This is a genomic window from Streptomyces sp. NPDC005722 (assembly GCF_040630935.1).
Classification (GTDB): Bacteria; Actinomycetota; Actinomycetes; order Streptomycetales; family Streptomycetaceae; genus Actinacidiphila.
The window spans coordinates 88835-105226 of sequence record NZ_JBEXYN010000026.1; the positions used below are offsets into that span (position 1 = coordinate 88835).

Consider the following 16392-nt stretch of genomic DNA (forward strand, 5'->3'; position numbering starts at 1 on the left):
TGGCGGACGGGCTGCTCCCGTGCGGTCCGTGTGTGCCCGTGGGGGCGGGCTCAGTCCTCGCCGTCGCCGTCGTCGTCCGTGGACTCCGCGTCCTTCTCCAGTCCGAGGGCCTCGAGGATCCACTTCTCGAACTCGATGGAGGCCCGGACCCAGCTGACGGTGCTGGAGACGAAGTGCTCCAGGCCGACGCCGAGGCCGATCAGCATCTGGGCCTCACCGATCAGACGGACGGTGCCGTCGTCGTGGGTGTGGGTGTAGACCTTCGGCCACAGGGTGCGGCGGTTCCAGTCGTCGAGCGCCTCGTGCAGCTGAGGCTTGTCCTCGATGCTGTACGGACGGTCGTAGAAGGTGCGGACCGCGAAGATCTGCTGGTCCTCCTCACCCCGGAACATGAAGTAGGTGCGGAACTCCTCCCACGGCGCGGCGAGGTCGCCCTCCTCGTCGACGACGTACTTGAGCTCCATCTGCTCCAGCAGCTGCTTGACCAGATCCTGGTCAGGAATGACCACGTTCCCGGCAGAGCCGGGCTGGGGGTCCGGCTGGCCCCCGAAATTCGGAATCGAGGACGGGTCGATGCTCACCTTGGAGTTCCCTTCGTACGGATACACCCATCCTCCCTCACGGCGGGCCGCTCCGTGCAAGCGCGGCCCGCCGTGCCCCATTCGCGTGGGATTCCCGCGGGGGACCTCAGAGGGTCTTGCCGGTGACCGCGCCGACCAGCAGCCGGTCGCCGACCCGGTCGACCCGCACCGTGTCGCCGTCCCGGACCTCTCCGGCCAGGATCTCCCTGGCCAGCTGGTCGCCGATGGCGGTCTGCACCAGGCGGCGCAGCGGGCGGGCGCCGTACGCGGGGTCGTTGCCCTCCTCGGCGAGCCAGTCCAGCGCCTCGTCCGTGACGTCGAGGGCGATCCGCCGGTCGCGCAGCCGGACCGCGAGGCGGTCGGTCTGCAGCCGGGCGATGCGGCGCAGCTCGTCCTTGTTCAGGGCGCTGAAGACCACGATGTCGTCGAGCCGGTTGAGGAACTCGGGCTTGAAGGAGGCCCGCACCGTCTCCAGCACGCTCTCCTTCTTCTCCTCGGCACTGAGCACCGGGTCGACCAGGTACTGGCTGCCGAGGTTGGAGGTGAGGATGAGGATGGCGTTGCGGAAGTCGACCGTGCGGCCCTGGCCGTCGGTGAGCCGGCCGTCGTCCAGCACCTGCAGCAGGACGTCGAAGACCTCGGGGTGCGCCTTCTCCACCTCGTCCAGCAGCACCACGGAGTACGGGCGGCGGCGCACCGCCTCGGTCAGCTGGCCGCCCTCCTCGTAGCCGACGTACCCGGGCGGGGCACCGACCAGGCGGGCGACGGAGTGCTTCTCGCCGTACTCGCTCATGTCGATGCGGACCATGGCCCGCTCGTCGTCGAAGAGGAAGTCCGCCAGCGCCTTGGCCAGCTCGGTCTTGCCGACGCCGGTCGGGCCGAGGAAGAGGAAGGAACCGGTGGGGCGGTCGGGGTCGGCGATGCCGGAGCGCGAGCGGCGCACCGCGTCGGCCACCGAGCGCACGGCCTCGCTCTGGCCGATCAGCCGCTTGCCGAGCTCCTCCTCCATGCGCAGCAGCTTCTGGGTCTCGCCCTCCATCAGGCGGCCGGCCGGGATGCCCGTCCAGGCGGCGACCACGTCGGCCACGTCGTCCGGGCCGACCTCCTCCTTGACCATGGTGCCCCGCTTGGCCACCTCCTCGGCCTCGGTGGCCTCGGCGAGCTCCGCCTCCAGCTTCGGCTTCTCGCCGTACAGCAGCTTGGACGCGGCCTCGAAGTCGCCGTCGCGCTGGGCGCGCTCGATCCGGGTGGTCAGGTCGTCCAGGCGCTCCTTGAGCTCGCCGACCCGGTTCAGGCCCTCCTTCTCCTTCTGCCAGCGGGCGGTCAGGCCGCGCAGTTCCTCGTCCTTGTCGGCGAGGTCCTTGCGCAGCTTCTCCAGGCGCTGCTTGGAGGCCTCGTCGGTCTCCTTCTCCAGCGCCATCTCCTCCATGCGCAGGCGGTCGACCGAGCGCTGCAGCTCGTCGATCTCGACCGGCGAGGAGTCGATCTCCATGCGCAGCCGCGAGGCGGCCTCGTCGACCAGGTCGATGGCCTTGTCCGGCAGGAAGCGGGCGGTGATGTAGCGGTCGGAGAGGGTCGCGGCCGCGACGAGGGCGGCGTCGGAGATCTGCACCTTGTGGTGCGCCTCGTAGCGTCCCTTCAGACCGCGCAGGATCGCGATGCTGTCCTCGACGCTGGGCTCGGCCACCAGCACCTGCTGGAAGCGGCGCTCCAGGGCCGGGTCCTTCTCGATCCGCTCGCGGTACTCGTCGAGCGTGGTCGCGCCGACCATGCGCAGCTCGCCGCGGGCCAGCATCGGCTTGAGCATGTTGCCGGCGTCCATGGCGGAGTCGCCCCCGGCGCCCGCGCCGACGACGGTGTGCAGCTCGTCGATGAAGGTGATGATCCGGCCGTCGCTGGCCTTGATCTCCGCCAGCACGGCCTTCAGCCGCTCCTCGAACTCACCCCGGTACTTCGCGCCCGCGACCATCGCGCCCAGGTCCAGGGCGACCAGCCGCTTGTTGCGCAGGCTCTCGGGCACGTCGCCCTTGACGATGCGCTGCGCCAGGCCCTCGACGACGGCGGTCTTGCCGACGCCGGGCTCACCGATGAGCACCGGGTTGTTCTTCGTACGCCGCGAGAGCACCTGCACCACGCGCCGGATCTCGTTGTCCCGGCCGATCACCGGGTCGAGCTTGCCCTCGCGGGCCGCCGCGGTGAAGTCCGTGCCGTACTTCTCCAGCGCCTTGTACGTGCCCTCGGGGTCGGGTGTCGTCACGCGCTGACCTCCCCTGATCTGCTCGAAGGCGTCCTGCAGTCCACTGCCGGTCGCACCGGACCGCTCCAGCAGCTCACCGGCCGCACCGCCCTTGAGGGCGATGCCGATGAGCAGGTGTTCGGTGGACACGTACGCGTCCCCGAGTTCCTCGGCCCGCCGTGCCGCGTCGGCGATCACGGCGAGCAGTTCACGGTTCGCCTGCGGCGGCGCCACCGTACTGCCCTGCACGCTGGGCAGCCCTGCCAGCAGCCGCTCGGCGCCCGAGCGCACCGCGGCGGCGTCCGCGCCGGTGGCCGCGAGGACGTCCAGCACGCTGTCGTTCCCGGGCTGCTCCAGCAGCGCCAGCAGCAGGTGCGCGGGGGTCAGGTCCGCATGCCCGGCCGAGACCGCCGCGCTGTTGGCGGCGTTCAGGGCCTCCCGGCTCTTGTTGGTCAGCTCGGCGTCCACGTCCGCGTGCTCCTCCTTGTCGGCCCACCATCGAAGCTGCTTTTTCCAGCGTAAGACAAGTTGAGTCTATTCCACTCAAGGTTGGTTTCCAAGGAGAAGGCCCGGCGTGACGCGCGTCGCCCCCGGGTACGGCCCCGCCGGGCCCCCCGCTCAGCCGGGTACGGTCGGTCCATGGCCATCGACCCCCGCAACCCCGGACCCGGCTACCTCGCCTTCTGGCGGGAGTACCTCATGAGCACCCTCACCACGCACCGCCCCGACGGCACCCCGCACGTCGTGCCGGTCGGCGTGACGTACGACCCGGAGGCCGGGCTGGCCCGGGTGATCACCAACAAGGCGAGCCGCAAGGTCGCCCACGTGCTGGCGGCCGGGGCGGAGGGCGCCCGGGTCGCGGTGTGCCAGGTCGACAAGGGGCGGTGGGCGACGCTGGAGGGCGTGGCCCGGATCAACACCGACCCGGACGCCGTCGCCGACGCGGTGCGGCGCTACGCCGAGCGGTACGGCCGCACCCCCGCCCCCAACCCGGACCGGGTCGTCGTCGAGATCGCGCTCACCCGCGCCATGGGCCGCGCCTGACCGCACCGCCCCCGCCCCGCCCCCGGCCGGGCCCCTCCCCGTCCGTCGCCGCCCCTGCCCGCCCCTGCCCGCCCGGGCCCCCGCGGCCCTGTCGATCCCGTCCCGCAAACACCCCTGCGTGCTGCATGATTGACGCTCCGGCAGATTCGGACGAGGTACGGCTACGGGGAGGTGCCCGGCTGTGGCACGGGTTGTGGGAATCGATCTGGGCACGACGTACTCCGCGGTCGCGGTGGCGGACCGGACCGGCACCGCGTCCATCGTCCGCAACCGCGAGGGCGAGAACATCACCCCGTCCGTGGTGATGTTCCAGGGCGACGTCGTCGTCGTCGGCTCGCAGGCCAAACGCTCCGCGGCCACCGCCCCGGACCACGTGGTGCAGTTCGTCAAGCGCTACATGGGCGAGCCCACCCCGGTCTACACCTCGGAGTCCGGCACCCCCTTCCGCCCCGAGGAGATCTCCGCGCTGATCCTCAAGCGGCTCAAGGAGGACGCCGAGATGATGCTCGGCGAGCCCGTCGAGCGCGCCGTGATCACCGTCCCCGCCTACTTCGACGACGCCCGCCGCAGGGCCACCCAGGACGCCGGCCGGATCGCCGGACTGGAGGTGCTGCGGATCGTCAACGAGCCGACCGCGGCCGCCCTGGCGTACGGCCTCGACCAGGACGAGGACGAGCGGGTCGGCACCGTCCTCGTCTACGACCTGGGCGGCGGCACCTTCGACGTCACCGTGATGAGGGTCGAGGACGGCGAGTACGACGTCGTCGCCACCGACGGCGACCGCAACCTCGGCGGCTTCGACTGGGACGGGGCGCTGATGGAACACCTCAACGGCGCCTTCATGGCGGCCGGCGGCCCCGACCTCACCGACGACACCGCCACCCTCGCCGAACTGCGCGACAAGGCCGAGATCGCCAAGCGGACCCTGTCCAACGCCCCGCAGGCGGTCGTCATGCTCTCGGCCGGCGGCCGGCACGAGCAGATCCGCGTCACCCGCGAGAAGTTCGACGAGCTCACCGCCGAACTGCTGGACCGCACCCGCATCCTCACCGAGGGCGTGCTGGAGGAGGCCGGGCTGGGCTGGGGCGCCATCGACAGGGTGCTGCTCGTCGGCGGCTCCACGCGCATGCCGCAGGTACCGGCGCTGGTCGAGCGGCTGTCGGGGAAGACCGCGGAACGCGGCGTCAACCAGGACGAGGTGGTCGCCCTGGGGGCCGCGCTGATCGCCCTGGACGCCGAGGTCCGCGCCGAACAGGCCGCCGAGCGCAAGAAGTACATCGGCAGCGGCGCCCACGTGGAGTCCGCCCCGGGCGACGGCCTCGCCCGGCTCACCAAGGGCCGCGTGAAGTCCATCAAGGACGTCACCTCGCAGTCCCTCGGCATGGTCGCCGTCCGCGACGACGCCCCCCGCTCGCCGGAGTACAACGCGGTGATCATCCCGCACAACACCACGGTCCCCGCGAAGGAGAGCGAGACCTTCCACACGATCCGGGAACGCCAGACCGCGCTGCGGGTGCAAGTCACCGAGGGCGAGGGCGAGGACCTGGACTACGTGAAGGTCGTCGGCGAGAGCACCCTGAAGATCCCGCCGTACCCCAGGGGCGCGCCCTTCGAGGTGTTCTACGCCTACGACGTGGACGGCATCATCCACGTCGAGGTCAAGGACCTCACCTCGGGGGAGTGGCTCGGCGAGTTCGAGGTCGAGCGCCCGGACAACCTGGGTGGCGAGGAACTGGAGGAACTCAGCGACCGCGTGGCCCGCACCGCGGCCCTCTGAACGGAGCGGGAGCCGACACGCCATGACGACGACGGACGTGCCCGACTACTACGCCGAGTTCGGCATCGGCACCGGCGACAGCGCCGAGGAGATCGGCAGGAAGCTCGACCGCGAGCACCGCAGCTGGGCGGGGAAGGCGAGCAAGGCCCCCACCGCCGACAAGCGCCGCGAGGCCGAGGACAAGGTGCGGCGCGTACTGGAGGCCCGCAGGGCGCTCACCGACCCCTCCGCGCGCGCCCTGTACGACCAGCGGCTGGCCCGCTCGCGGAAGAAGGGACCCGAGCCCCGGGAGCCGAGGGTCCCCCGGCCCGCGCCCGGCCCCGCCGTACGCGACTGGGTGGGCATCGCCGAGCGGAACATCGAGGAGGGCGACCTCCAGGCCGCCGAGTACGAGCTGCGCCAGGCCGTGCACCACGACGACCGCAACGCCTACGCCTGGCGCCTGCTGGGCGCCGTCCACCAGGACCTCGGCGCGTACCAGGACGCCCTCCAGGAGCACCGCAGGGCGCTCCAGCTGGCCCCGGACGACGCCGCGAACCACCTGATGATCGGCAACGTCCACACCGCCCTCGGCGACCACCACACGGCGCTGACCTGGTACATGAAGGCCGACGAACTCGCCCCGGGCGACCTGGCGACCGAACTCGCCGTCGGCGACGGCCTGTACGCCTCCTCGCGCTTCGACGAGGCGCTGACCTGGTACGAGAAGGCCCTCGCGCACAGCCCGGGTCACACCGGGCTGCGCGACCAGATCAGCCGCATCTGGTCGCTGCGCGCCGAGGGCGCGATGGTCACGCACCCGGTCAGCCGCCGGCTGGTCGTCGCCTCCGAGGAGTGCGCCCGGCGCATCCTGCACTGCGTCGAGCAGGGCCTGGCCGTACGTCCCGTCGACCCGGACCTGGTGGGGCGGCTGGAGTTCTACCGGGGGCTGGCGGCCGAGTCCCTGGGCAAGACGTGGCGGTGGCACCGGCGCATGCTCTGGGTCGTGGTCCCGGCCGTCGTGCTGCTGCTCACCCCGGTCAAGGCGTACGTCGTGTTCGTGGTGGTCGCCGCCCTCGCGCTCATCGCGTGGATCGGCTTCAGGCCGCGCTGGTGGCACACCCGCGCGTCCCTCCCCCGGCACCTCCTCACCCCGCCGCCGCAGTCCTGGAGCCGCGCATGAGCACCCCGCCGCCGCTGCCACCGCAGCCTCCGCAGGTTCCGCCCGTGCCGGTGGTGCCGGTGGTGCCGCCGCCACCCCTGCCGGTGGTGCCCCCGCAGCCCCCCGCGCCGCCGCAGGTGTCGCCGGTGCCGCCGGAGGGCCCCGCCCCGCAGACCGCGGAGGAGCCTGCGCCCGACCCCCTGGCCGTGGTGGCCGACGCCGTCGACGGACTGCGCGAGGAGATGGCCGCGCTCGGCGACCAGTTCCGCCGCCGGCTGCTCAACGACCGCGAGGGACGGCGCGGTCTGGACGAACTGCGCGCCGAGCTCGGCCACAACCGCAAGGCCGCCGAGGGCCGGCTGGTGCAGCCGCTCCTCTACGACCTCGTCCTCCTGCTGGACCGCGTCGACCGTCACCCCGGCGACGACGGCGGCTTCGCCGCATCGGTCGGCGCCGAGCTGCTGACCCTCCTCGAGAAGTACGGCATGACCCGCATCCCGGTCACCGCGGGGCGCTTCGACCCCGCCCTCCAGGAGGCCGTGGGCACCGTCCCCGCGCCCAGCCCGGAACTCGCCGGCGACGTCGCCGAGGTCGTACGCCACGGCTACCGCATGGCGGACCGCGTCGTCCGCCCCCAGCAGGTCCGCGTGCACGCCGTCACCTGAACCGAGGAGCCCCGGATTGCCCAGGACCACCCAACTGCGGACCTACACCATCAAGCCGGAGATGCTCGACGCCTGGCTCCGCCTGTGGCACACGGAGATCGTGCCGCTGCGCCGCGCCCACGGCTTCGAGATCGGCCTGGCCTGGGTGGACCGCGAGCGCGGCCAGTTCGTCTGGCTGATCGCCTACGACGGTGAGGACGGCTTCGCCGCCGCCAACGCCCGCTACTGGAACAGCCCCGAACGCGAGCGGATGCCACTGCAGCCCGAGGACTACCTCGTCGGCAGCGAGGTCCGCGACGTCGAACCCGCCTGAGCCGCCGCCCACACCGCGGCCGCCACCCACACCGGCAGCCACACGGCCGCCACCAGGGCGCCCGCCCCGGCCGCCGCACCCGCCACGCCCATCTCCCGGCGCCGGGCCCACACCGACCCGGCGCCGCCCACCACGAGCAGCGCCGCCACCACGGGGACCGGGACCAGCCCCGCGTACCGCGGCACGTCCACGTCCCCGTACGCCGCCACGCCCACGCTGACCAGGGCCAGCGCCATCAGCCCGGCGATCCACCACGGCCCCTCGCGCCGCGCGGCCAGCCGCAGCCCGGCCCACATCGCCACGGTCGCCAGCCCCACGTCCAGGCCCTCCGCGCCCCAGTTCGTCCCGAGCGGCACCGCGCCGGCCACCATTCCCACGGCCAGCCCCACCACGATCCCGGCTCCGACGCCCCTGTGCGACATACGGACCGCCTTCCCCACCACGCGCCCCACACGCCCGCCCCGCCCCCGCGGACCACCCCTTCGGCGGGGCCGCGGCCCGCGAACGGCACAGCATGATCACGGGGTCCCGCGACGACTTGGCACAACCGTTCGACGCCTGTCAAGCTCCTCCCCAGGGAGGGATCTTTGACCACGTCCACACGCGCCCGCGCCATCGCGCTCGCGTTCGCCACGACCGCCGCGGGCCTCGCCCTGCCGGCCGGCGCCGCACACGCGGCCACCACCTGCTCCACCGGGGTGTGGGTCGCGTCGTACTACGGCAACACCACCTTCAAGGGCACTCCGAAGAAGACCGCCTGCGACACCTCGATCAACGAGAACTACGGCACCGGCGACCCCGCCGGCGTCACCTTGCCGAAGGACAACTTCGGCGTCCGCTGGAACCTCACCCGGGACTTCGGCTCCGGCGGCCCCTTCACGTTCACCGCCGCCGCCCGCGACGGCATCCGCGTCTACCTCGACGGCAGCCGCAAGATCGACCTGTGGAAGGACGTCTCCACCACCCGGACCAAGACGCTCAACCTCACGATCCCCAAGGGCAGGCACAGCCTCCGCGTCGACTTCGCCGCGTTCAAGGGCAGCGCCAACGTCAAGTTCACGTACGCGCCCCGCACGTCGGCGTCGGTGGACAAGACCAAGCCGTTGACGCCGACCGGGCTGAAGGCCCCGGCCAGCGGGCACGCGTTCGTCCTCGCGTGGACCAAGGGCGCGGAGATGGACCTCGCCGGGTACCGGGTCTACCGGCGCACCGGCACCGGCGCCTGGGCCCGGATCGGCGGCACCGCGCTCGTGACCTCGACGTCCTTCCGCGACCTGCCGTCCGCCACGGGCGCGAAGTACGGGTACGCGGTCACCTCCGTCGACAAGGCCGGCAACGCCTCCGCGATGTCGTCCGCGGTGACGGTCACCTCGATCGACGAGCAGGCCCCGTCCGTGCCGACCGGCCTGCAGGCCGCGGTGACCGCCGACGGCAAGGGCTACGCCCTGACCTGGAACGCGGTATCGGACGCCAAGCAGTACCGGGTCCACCGGTCGACGTCGGCGGCGGGCCCGTGGACGCAGATCGCCACGCCGACGACCGCGTCGTACACGGACACCACGGCAGCCGCCAAGACGACGTACGTCTACGCCGTCACGGCGCAGGACGCCGCGGGCAACGCTTCCGCCAGGTCGGCGAACGCGAGCGCCGCCCCGCTGGTGATCCGGCCGGACACACCCCGTGACGTGGCGGCGACGCCCCTCAAGGACCTCCTCGGCGTCGAGTTGACGTGGAGCCTCCCCAGGGCGCAGGCCGTCGGAACGTACACGGTGTACCGCTCGACCACCTCGCCGGTGAACCCGGCCACCGCGACCCCCGTCGGCTGCACGGTCAAAAACGAGGGCAACCTCGGCTCGGACCCGGCCCGGTACAGCTGTACCGACAACGGCATGTTCCTGCACCGCGGCGTGACGTACCACTACGCCGTCACCCAGACCGCCGACGGCGTCGCTTCGCTCCCCTCCAACGAGGTGACCTTCACCGTCCCCGGCGACGAGGAACCCCCGGCCGCGGTCACCGGACTCACCGCCGAGGCGACCGAGTACGGGGTGCGGCTCGACTGGAACCCCAACACCGAGCCGGACCTGGCGCGGTACATCGTCTACCGCGGTGAACTGCTCGAGGACCTGGAGGAGCCGGTCTGCTACGGCGTCGAGTCGACCGAGCTGGAACCGGACGCCACCGAGTACCTCGGCGCCCGGCTGCCCGACGGCGAAACGGCCTGCTACTTCGTCGACGTCGTGGACACGTGGGGCAACTCCCGCTTCAAGTCCACCCATGAGGCCGATGTGGTGACCTTCACCGAACTCGACCTCACCCCGTCCGTCGCCACCCCGGACGACTCGCCCGTCACCGTGCAGGCCAAGGCCACGGACGGCGGGGTCGATCTGTCGTGGGAGCCCGTGACGGCGGCCGTCGGTTACCGCGTCGAGCGCTGGAACCGGGAGGCCGGCGAGTACCAGGCGCTCACCGCGGAGGCCGTGACCGGCACCTCCTGGACCGACACCACCGCCACCCGCGGTACCACCCACTTCTACCGGGTGACCGCGCTCTACGCGGACGGCACGGAGTCGCAGCCGGGCGGCGACCACGTCATCCTGCTGCCGTAGCACCTCAACACCATCGGGCGGGCCTTGCGATTATCGCAAGTCCCGCCTACCCTTTTTCCATGGACCCGCATGTCATCGAACGTGTACGCACCGTGATGGACGCGGCCGCGATGACCAAGGCCGCGTTCGCCCGGACGGTAGGGCTCACGCCCGACAAGCTGTCGAAGTCCCTGAGCGGCGTGCGCCGCCTCACCTCGCTCGACCTGGCGCTGATCGCGGAGGCGGGCGGCACGACCGTGGACTGGCTGCTGACCGGCAACGAGCCGCTGCGCCCCGCGCTCGCCGCCCGCACCCGGGGCGACGCCGCCGACCCCGCCGGGGCGCAGGAGGTCGCGGCGCGGTTCGCCGGCGCCTACGAGGTGCTGGAGCTGCTCGGCCGCGCGAGGGAGCTGCCCGCCGTGCCGGAGGTGGACGCGGCGGCGGAACGGTACGCGGCGCAGGGCGAGCGGCTGGCCGGGCAGGTGCTGGAGCGGCTGCCGGCCGCGGAGCTGGCCACGGACGAGCTGATCGCGGCGATGGAGGACCTCTTCGGGGTGGACGTCGCCATCACCGGTCTTCCCCAGGGTGTGGACGGACTCGCGTGGCAGGCCGACTCCTTCCGCCTCGTCCTCCTCGCGCCCACCGACCTGTGGACGCGGCAGCGCTTCACCCTGGCCCACGAGCTCTGCCACATCCTCGCCAGGGACGCCCGCAGTGTCGTGGTCGAGTCCCGTGTCGCCCCGGGCCGGCAGAAGGACCTGGCCGAGGTGCGGGCCAACGTCTTCGCCTCGCACCTGCTGATGCCCGCGCGGGAGTTGACCGAGGCCGCCGCCGCGGAGGGCGAGCTGACGGACCCGTCCTTCGAGCGGCTGGTCGTCCGCTTCCGCGTGTCACCGAGCGCGCTCGCCGCGCGGCTGCACCAACTCGGCCTGGTCGACGCCGTACGCCGCAAGCAGCTGCGCGCCCTCACCACGGAGTCCTGCCACCTGCTCGCGGGCGCCGGCGACGCGTACCAGAAGCAGGCCTCGCGGGCCTCGGCGGAACGCTTCCCGCCCCGTGTCGCCTCGGAGTTGTACAAGGCCTACCTGGCGGGGGATACGACCCTGCGCCCGCTGGCCGCGCTGCTGGACACCGACGTGGAGCGGCTGCACGGACTCCTCGCGCCCGAACCGCCGCCGGGCAACGGCGTCGAGCACCAGGACGCGGAAGAAGGGGACCTGGTCTTCCAGCCATGACCACGTGGTGGTTCCCCGACAACACCGTGCTGTGCAACTTCGCCGCCGTCGACCGGCTGCTCCTGCTGGAGAAGGTGCTGGACGGCCGCGGACGCTGGACCCAGGCCGTGGCCTGGGAGGCCGCCCGCTCCGCGCGCTTCCTGCCGCGGCTGGCCGGGCTGGCGGAGGCCGGGTGGCTCGGCGAGCCCGTGGAGATCACCGAGGGCGCCGAACTGCGGGAGGTGGACCGGCTGCGCCGGGCGGTCTTCGGCGGCTCGTCCCACCTGCCGACCAAGCACCTCGGCGAGGCCGAGACCTGTGTGCTGATCACCCGGCGGCGCGAGTTCCGGGGCTCGGTCTGGATCACCGACGACCGCTCGGCCCGCGACTTCGCGCGGCGGCGCGGGATCACCACCAAGGAGACCTTCGACCTGATGCGTCAGGCCTGCGCCGAGGGGCTCGTCCCCGCGGCGGAGGGCCACCGGCTGCTGGAGGCGATGGTCGCCTCCGGGCGCCGTCTGCACCGCGTCCCGCGGGGTCCCGAGGACCTGACGGGGGCCTAGACCCGGCTCATTCCGGGCGCTTGGGCCGCCACACCACCAGCGCGGAGGTCTGCTGGACGTCCTGGTAGGGCACCAGGTCACGCCGGTAGGAGGCGTGGACGGCGGCCTCGCGCTGCTGCATGGCCGCCGCCGCGCCCTCGAGGGCCGCGGAGAGCTCGGCGACCCGCGACTGCAGGGCCGCCACCTGGTTCTCCAGTTCGATGATGCGCTTGATGCCGGCCAGGTTGATGCCCTCGTCCTGGGAGAGCCGCTGGACCTCGCGCAGGAGTTCGATGTCACGAGCCGAATAACGACGGCCGCGCCCGGCCGTGCGGTCGGGCGAGACCAGGCCGAGGCGGTCGTACTGGCGCAGCGTCTGGGGGTGCAGCCCGGAGAGCTGGGCCGCCACCGAGATGACGTAGACGGGTGATTCGTCGGTCAGCTCGTACGGGTTGCGGCCCCGTCCGCCACGCATGCCGCCGCTCGTGTTCATCGGCTCAGACTCCCTTCGCGGCCTTGAACAGCTCTTCCCGCGGGTCGGTGTCCGCGGTCGCCTCCCGGTACGCCTCCAAGGCGTCCAGCGCCTTGCCCTCGGTGGCCGCCGGAACGGCGACCTCGATCGAGACCAGCAGGTCCCCGCGGGTGCCGTCCTTGCGGACCGCGCCCTTGCCGCGGGCCCGCAGCGTGCGCCCGTTGGGCGTCCCCGGGGGCAGCTTCAGGGTCACGGGGGGACCGCCGAGCGTCGGGACCTTGATCTCCCCGCCCAGCGCCGCCTCCACGAAGGTGACGGGCACGGTGACGGTGAGGTTGTCGGCCTTGCGCCCGAACACCGGGTGCGCGTCGACGTGCACGGTGACGTACAGGTCGCCGCCCGGGCCGCCGCGCTCGCCCGGCGCGCCCTTGCCGCGGAGCCGGATGCGCTGCCCGTCGGTGACGCCGGCCGGGATGCGCACCTGCATGGTGCGCGCCGACCGGGCCCGGCCGCTGCCGCCGCAGACCTCGCAGGGGTCCTGCGCGATCAGGCCGCGGCCCTTGCAGTCCGTGCACGGGTCGGTGAGCGAGAAGCTGCCGCTGCCGCCGCGCGAGACCTGGCCGGTGCCGACGCAGGTCGGGCACACCCGGGGCGTGCCGTTCTTGTCACCGGTGCCGGAGCAGGCCTTGCAGGGGGCCTGGCTGGTCATCTTGAGCGGCACCGTGGCGCCGTCGACGGCCTCGGTGAACTTGAGCGTCACCTCGGTCTCGATGTCCTGGCCGCGCCGCGGCTGCGTACGGGTCGTGCCTCCCGCACCGCGGTTGAACAGCCCGCCGAACACGTCGCCCAGGCCGCCGCCGAAGCCGCCGCCCTGGGGGGCGGTGCCGCCGGGGCCACCGCCGAAGAGGTCACCGAGGTCGAAGCCGAACCCGCCCGCGCCGGCCGGGCCGGGGCGGAAACCGCCGTTGCCGAAGAGGGCGCGGCCCTCGTCGTACTCCTTGCGGCGCTTGGGGTCCGACAGGACGTCATTGGCCTCGGAGATCTCCTTGAAGCGCTCCTCGGCCTTGGCGTCGCCCTTGTTGGCGTCCGGGTGGAACTCGCGGGCGAGCTTCCGGTACGCCTTCTTGATCTCCGCCTCGGTGGCGTCCTTCGGGACGCCGAGGACCTTGTAGAGGTCCTTCTCGAACAGGTCCCTGCTGATGCTCATCCCCGGCGTCCCTCCTTCCGTCCGCCACCCACGTCAGCCCTGCTCCGGGCCACCGTTCTCCTCGTCCGCCGTGTCGTCGTCCTTCTGCGTGCCCTGCGAGCCCGGCTGGGGCTCGGCGACGGCCACCCGCGCGGGGCGGATGGTGCGTTCACCGATGCGATACCCGGGCTGCAGGATCTGCACGCAGGTCGTCTGAGTGACGTCCGGCGAGTAACTGTGCATCAGGGCCTCGTGCACCAGCGGGTCGAAGGGCTCGCCCTCCTTGCCGAACTGCTGCAGGCCCAACTTGGCCGCGACCGTCTCCAGGGACTCGCCGACCGACTTGAACCCGCCGACCAGCTCCTTGTGGTCCCGGGCCCGGCCGATGTCGTCGAGCACCGGGAGCAGCTCGGTGAGCAGGTTCGCGATCGCGATCTCGCGGACCGCGATCCGGTCCCGCTCCACCCGGCGGCGGTAGTTCTGGTACTCCGCCTGGAGCCGCTGGAGGTCCGCCGTGCGCTCACCGAGCGCCGTACGCACCTGGTCCAGCTGCGCCTGCAGAGCGATACCTGTGTTCGCGTCCCCGGCCGGGGCCGCCGGGCCCGCCTGGTCGGCGGACCCGGCGCCGGGCCCCGCCTCGCCGGGGGACTCCCCCGGCGAGGTGGAACCGGCCTCGGCAGAGGGGACGACAGGCTCCTCTTCGAAGCCCGGGGTCTCCTCCGTCACGCGGCACCGTCCTTCTTGTCCTCGTCGACGATCTCGGCGTCGACGACGTCGTCGTCGGCCTGGGCCCCGCCCGCGGCACCGGCGGCACCGGCCGCGCCGCCCTCGGCCTGGGCGTTGGCGTACAGCGCCTGGCCCAGCTTCTGCGAGGTGGCGGCGACCTTCTCGGTGGCCTCGCGGATGGCGGCGGAGTCCTCGCCCTTCAGCTTCTCCTTGAGGTCCTCGACGGCCGCCTCGACCTCGGTCTTGACGTCACCGGGGACCTTGTCCTCGTTGTCCTTGAGGAACTTCTCGGTCTGGTAGACGAGCCCCTCGGCCTGGTTGCGGGTCTCAGCGGACTCGCGGCGCTTGTGGTCCTCGTCCGCGTACTGCTCGGCCTCGCGCATCATGCGGTCGATGTCGTCCTTCGGCAGCGCGGAGCCACCGGTGACGGTCATGCGCTGCTCCTTGCCGGTACCGAGGTCCTTGGCGGAGACGTGCATGATGCCGTTGGCGTCGATGTCGAAGGCGACCTCGATCTGCGGGATGCCGCGCGGGGCCGGCGGCAGGCCCGTCAGCTCGAACATGCCGAGCTTCTTGTTGTACGCCGCGATCTCGCGCTCACCCTGGTAGACCTGGATCTGCACCGACGGCTGGTTGTCCTCGGCCGTGGTGAAGATCTCCGAACGCTTGGTCGGGATCGTGGTGTTGCGCTCGATCAGCTTGGTCATGATGCCGCCCTTGGTCTCGATGCCGAGGGACAGCGGGGTGACGTCGAGGAGCAGGACGTCCTTGACCTCGCCCTTGAGGACACCGGCCTGGAGCGCGGCGCCGATGGCGACGACCTCGTCCGGGTTGACGCCCTTGTTCGCGTCCTGACCGCCGGTCAGCTCCTTGACGAGCTCGGCGACGGCCGGCATGCGGGTCGAACCGCCGACGAGGACGACGTGGTCGATCTCGGAGAGCTGGATGCCCGCGTCCTTGATCACGTTGTGGAACGGGATCTTGCAGCGCTCCAGCAGGTCCGAGGAGAGCTGCTGGAACTGGGCGCGGGTGAGCTTCTCGTCCAGGTGCAGCGGGCCCTCGGCGGACGCCGTGATGTAGGGCAGGTTGATCGAGGTCTCGGTGGACGAGGACAGCTCGATCTTCGCCTTCTCGGCGGCCTCGCGCAGACGCTGCAGCGCCATCTTGTCCTTGGACAGGTCCACGCCGTGACCCGAGGCGAACTGCTTCACCAGGTAGTCGACGATGCGCTGGTCCCAGTCGTCACCACCGAGGTGGTTGTCGCCGTTGGTGGCCTTCACCTCGACGACGCCGTCGCCGATCTCCAGCAGCGAGACGTCGAAGGTGCCGCCGCCGAGGTCGAAGACGAGGATGGTCTGGTCGTCCTTGTCCAGGCCGTACGCCAGGGCGGCGGCCGTGGGCTCGTTGACGATGCGCAGGACGTTCAGGCCCGCGATCTCGCCGGCCTCCTTGGTGGCCTGGCGCTCCGAGTCGTTGAAGTACGCCGGGACGGTGATGACCGCGTCGGTCACCTTCTCGCCCAGGTAGGCCTCGGCGTCACGCTTCAGCTTCTGCAGGATGAAGGCGCTCATCTGCTGCGGGTTGAAGTCCTTGCCGTCCAGGTTGATCTTCCAGTCGGTGCCCATGTGGCGCTTGACCGACCGGACGGTCCTGTCGACGTTGGTGACGGCCTGGCGCTTGGCGACCTCGCCGACGAGCACCTCGCCGTTCTTGGCGAAGGCGACGACGGACGGCGTGGTCCTGGCACCCTCGGCGTTGGTGATGACGGTGGGCTCGCCGCCTTCGAGAACGCTGACGACGGAGTTAGTCGTGCCCAGGTCGATGCCGACCGCACGTGCCATGGTGGATTCCTCCAGCTGCCTACTTGAGTGGAACTGGCTCAAGGGTGCCGCACAGCTCCCACTCTG

General features: G+C 72.0%; 15 protein-coding genes. 8 read left to right on the forward strand and 7 right to left on the reverse strand.

Annotated features, from left to right (window positions below):
- Nucleotides 1-50: 50 nt before the first annotated feature.
- Both ABZ479_RS26845 and clpB read right to left on the reverse strand, forming a co-directional pair.
- The gene (locus tag ABZ479_RS26845) at nt 51-581 is read right to left on the reverse strand and encodes a type III secretion system chaperone family protein (protein WP_089222722.1); all 531 of its coding nucleotides are present in this window, start codon (nt 579-581) and stop codon (nt 51-53) included.
- A 106-nt stretch (nt 582-687) separates the two neighbouring features.
- Nucleotides 688-3285, reverse strand: a complete 2598-nt coding sequence (gene clpB / locus ABZ479_RS26850) for an ATP-dependent chaperone ClpB (protein ID WP_500463925.1) — start codon at nt 3283-3285, stop codon at nt 688-690.
- Nucleotides 3286-3456: 171 nt separating this feature from the next.
- Between clpB and ABZ479_RS26855 the strand changes: the two genes are divergently transcribed.
- The 5 genes from ABZ479_RS26855 to ABZ479_RS26875 all read left to right on the forward strand — a co-directional run bounded on the left by ABZ479_RS26855 (nt 3457) and on the right by ABZ479_RS26875 (nt 7757).
- Nucleotides 3457-3861, forward strand: a complete 405-nt coding sequence (locus tag ABZ479_RS26855; protein ID WP_500463926.1) for a pyridoxamine 5'-phosphate oxidase family protein — start codon at nt 3457-3459, stop codon at nt 3859-3861.
- A 181-nt stretch (nt 3862-4042) separates the two neighbouring features.
- Nucleotides 4043-5638 (forward strand): Hsp70 family protein, encoded by a 1596-nt coding sequence (locus ABZ479_RS26860; RefSeq protein WP_500463927.1) that lies wholly within the window; start codon nt 4043-4045, stop codon nt 5636-5638.
- Nucleotides 5639-5660: 22 nt separating this feature from the next.
- Entirely contained in the window at nt 5661-6800 is a 1140-nt protein-coding gene (locus ABZ479_RS26865; RefSeq protein ID WP_500463928.1) for a tetratricopeptide repeat protein, read from the forward strand.
- Nucleotides 6797-7444 carry a nucleotide exchange factor GrpE gene (gene grpE / locus ABZ479_RS26870; protein ID WP_500463929.1) on the forward strand — a complete coding sequence of 216 codons (648 nt, stop codon included), beginning with the start codon at nt 6797-6799 and terminating at the stop codon, nt 7442-7444. The genes ABZ479_RS26865 and grpE (ABZ479_RS26870) overlap by 4 nt, the downstream gene beginning before the upstream one ends.
- A 16-nt stretch (nt 7445-7460) precedes the next feature.
- Nucleotides 7461-7757, forward strand: a complete 297-nt coding sequence (locus ABZ479_RS26875; RefSeq protein ID WP_500463930.1) for an NIPSNAP family protein — start codon at nt 7461-7463, stop codon at nt 7755-7757.
- Here ABZ479_RS26875 and ABZ479_RS26880 read toward each other — a convergent pair.
- Nucleotides 7715-8179, reverse strand: coding sequence for a hypothetical protein (locus tag ABZ479_RS26880; RefSeq protein WP_500463931.1), 465 nt, complete (start codon nt 8177-8179; stop codon nt 7715-7717). The two genes, ABZ479_RS26875 and ABZ479_RS26880, sit on opposite strands and share 43 nt — an antisense overlap.
- Nucleotides 8180-8344: 165 nt before the next feature.
- Here ABZ479_RS26880 and ABZ479_RS26885 point away from each other — a divergent pair, with 165 nt between their 5' ends.
- Genes ABZ479_RS26885 through ABZ479_RS26895 form a run of 3 tightly spaced genes read left to right on the forward strand, consistent with a single transcriptional unit; the run spans nt 8345 to nt 12122 of the window.
- Nucleotides 8345-10366: a PA14 domain-containing protein gene (locus ABZ479_RS26885; RefSeq protein WP_500463932.1), complete on the forward strand. Its 2022-nt coding sequence runs from the start codon at nt 8345-8347 to the stop codon at nt 10364-10366.
- Between the two features lie 59 nt (nt 10367-10425).
- Complete coding sequence (locus tag ABZ479_RS26890; RefSeq protein WP_500463933.1) at nt 10426-11580, forward strand: ImmA/IrrE family metallo-endopeptidase; 1155 nt, start codon at nt 10426-10428, stop codon at nt 11578-11580.
- A complete protein-coding gene (locus ABZ479_RS26895) occupies nt 11577-12122 on the forward strand; it encodes a PIN domain-containing protein (RefSeq protein ID WP_500463934.1) in 546 nt (181 codons plus the stop codon). Before ABZ479_RS26890 ends, ABZ479_RS26895 begins: the two co-directional genes overlap by 4 nt.
- A gap of 7 nt (nt 12123-12129) precedes the next feature.
- Here the strand turns inward: ABZ479_RS26895 and ABZ479_RS26900 are convergent, their stop codons facing one another.
- Genes ABZ479_RS26900 through dnaK form a run of 4 tightly spaced genes read right to left on the reverse strand, consistent with a single transcriptional unit; the run spans nt 12130 to nt 16326 of the window.
- Nucleotides 12130-12594, reverse strand: a complete 465-nt coding sequence (locus ABZ479_RS26900; protein ID WP_361789985.1) for a heat shock protein transcriptional repressor HspR — start codon at nt 12592-12594, stop codon at nt 12130-12132.
- Nucleotides 12595-12598: 4 nt separating this feature from the next.
- The gene (gene dnaJ / locus ABZ479_RS26905; RefSeq protein WP_500463935.1) at nt 12599-13780 is read right to left on the reverse strand and encodes a molecular chaperone DnaJ; all 1182 of its coding nucleotides are present in this window, start codon (nt 13778-13780) and stop codon (nt 12599-12601) included.
- Nucleotides 13781-13813: 33 nt separating this feature from the next.
- Complete coding sequence (grpE, locus tag ABZ479_RS26910) at nt 13814-14485, reverse strand: nucleotide exchange factor GrpE (RefSeq protein ID WP_500463936.1); 672 nt, start codon at nt 14483-14485, stop codon at nt 13814-13816.
- On the reverse strand, nt 14482-16326 hold the full coding sequence (gene dnaK / locus ABZ479_RS26915; RefSeq protein WP_499599553.1) for a molecular chaperone DnaK: 1845 nt from the start codon (nt 16324-16326) through the stop codon (nt 14482-14484). The genes grpE (ABZ479_RS26910) and dnaK overlap by 4 nt, the downstream gene beginning before the upstream one ends.
- Between the last annotated feature and the right edge of the window lie 66 nt (nt 16327-16392).

Excerpts from the sequence above, each read along its gene's own strand:
- grpE (WP_500463929.1), top strand. The coding sequence starts at position 6,797 with ATGAGCACCCCGCCGCCGCTGCCACCGCAGCCTCCGCAGGTTCCGCCC.
- ABZ479_RS26890 (WP_500463933.1), top strand. The coding sequence starts at position 10,426 with ATGGACCCGCATGTCATCGAACGTGTACGCACCGTGATGGACGCGGCC.
- ABZ479_RS26865 (WP_500463928.1), top strand. The coding sequence starts at position 5,661 with ATGACGACGACGGACGTGCCCGACTACTACGCCGAGTTCGGCATCGGC.
- ABZ479_RS26900 (WP_361789985.1), bottom strand. The coding sequence starts at position 12,594 with ATGAACACGAGCGGCGGCATGCGTGGCGGACGGGGCCGCAACCCGTAC.
- ABZ479_RS26895 (WP_500463934.1), top strand. The coding sequence starts at position 11,577 with ATGACCACGTGGTGGTTCCCCGACAACACCGTGCTGTGCAACTTCGCC.
- ABZ479_RS26855 (WP_500463926.1), top strand. The coding sequence starts at position 3,457 with ATGGCCATCGACCCCCGCAACCCCGGACCCGGCTACCTCGCCTTCTGG.
- ABZ479_RS26880 (WP_500463931.1), bottom strand. The coding sequence starts at position 8,179 with ATGTCGCACAGGGGCGTCGGAGCCGGGATCGTGGTGGGGCTGGCCGTG.
- dnaK (WP_499599553.1), bottom strand. The coding sequence starts at position 16,326 with ATGGCACGTGCGGTCGGCATCGACCTGGGCACGACTAACTCCGTCGTC.
- dnaJ (WP_500463935.1), bottom strand. The coding sequence starts at position 13,780 with ATGAGCATCAGCAGGGACCTGTTCGAGAAGGACCTCTACAAGGTCCTC.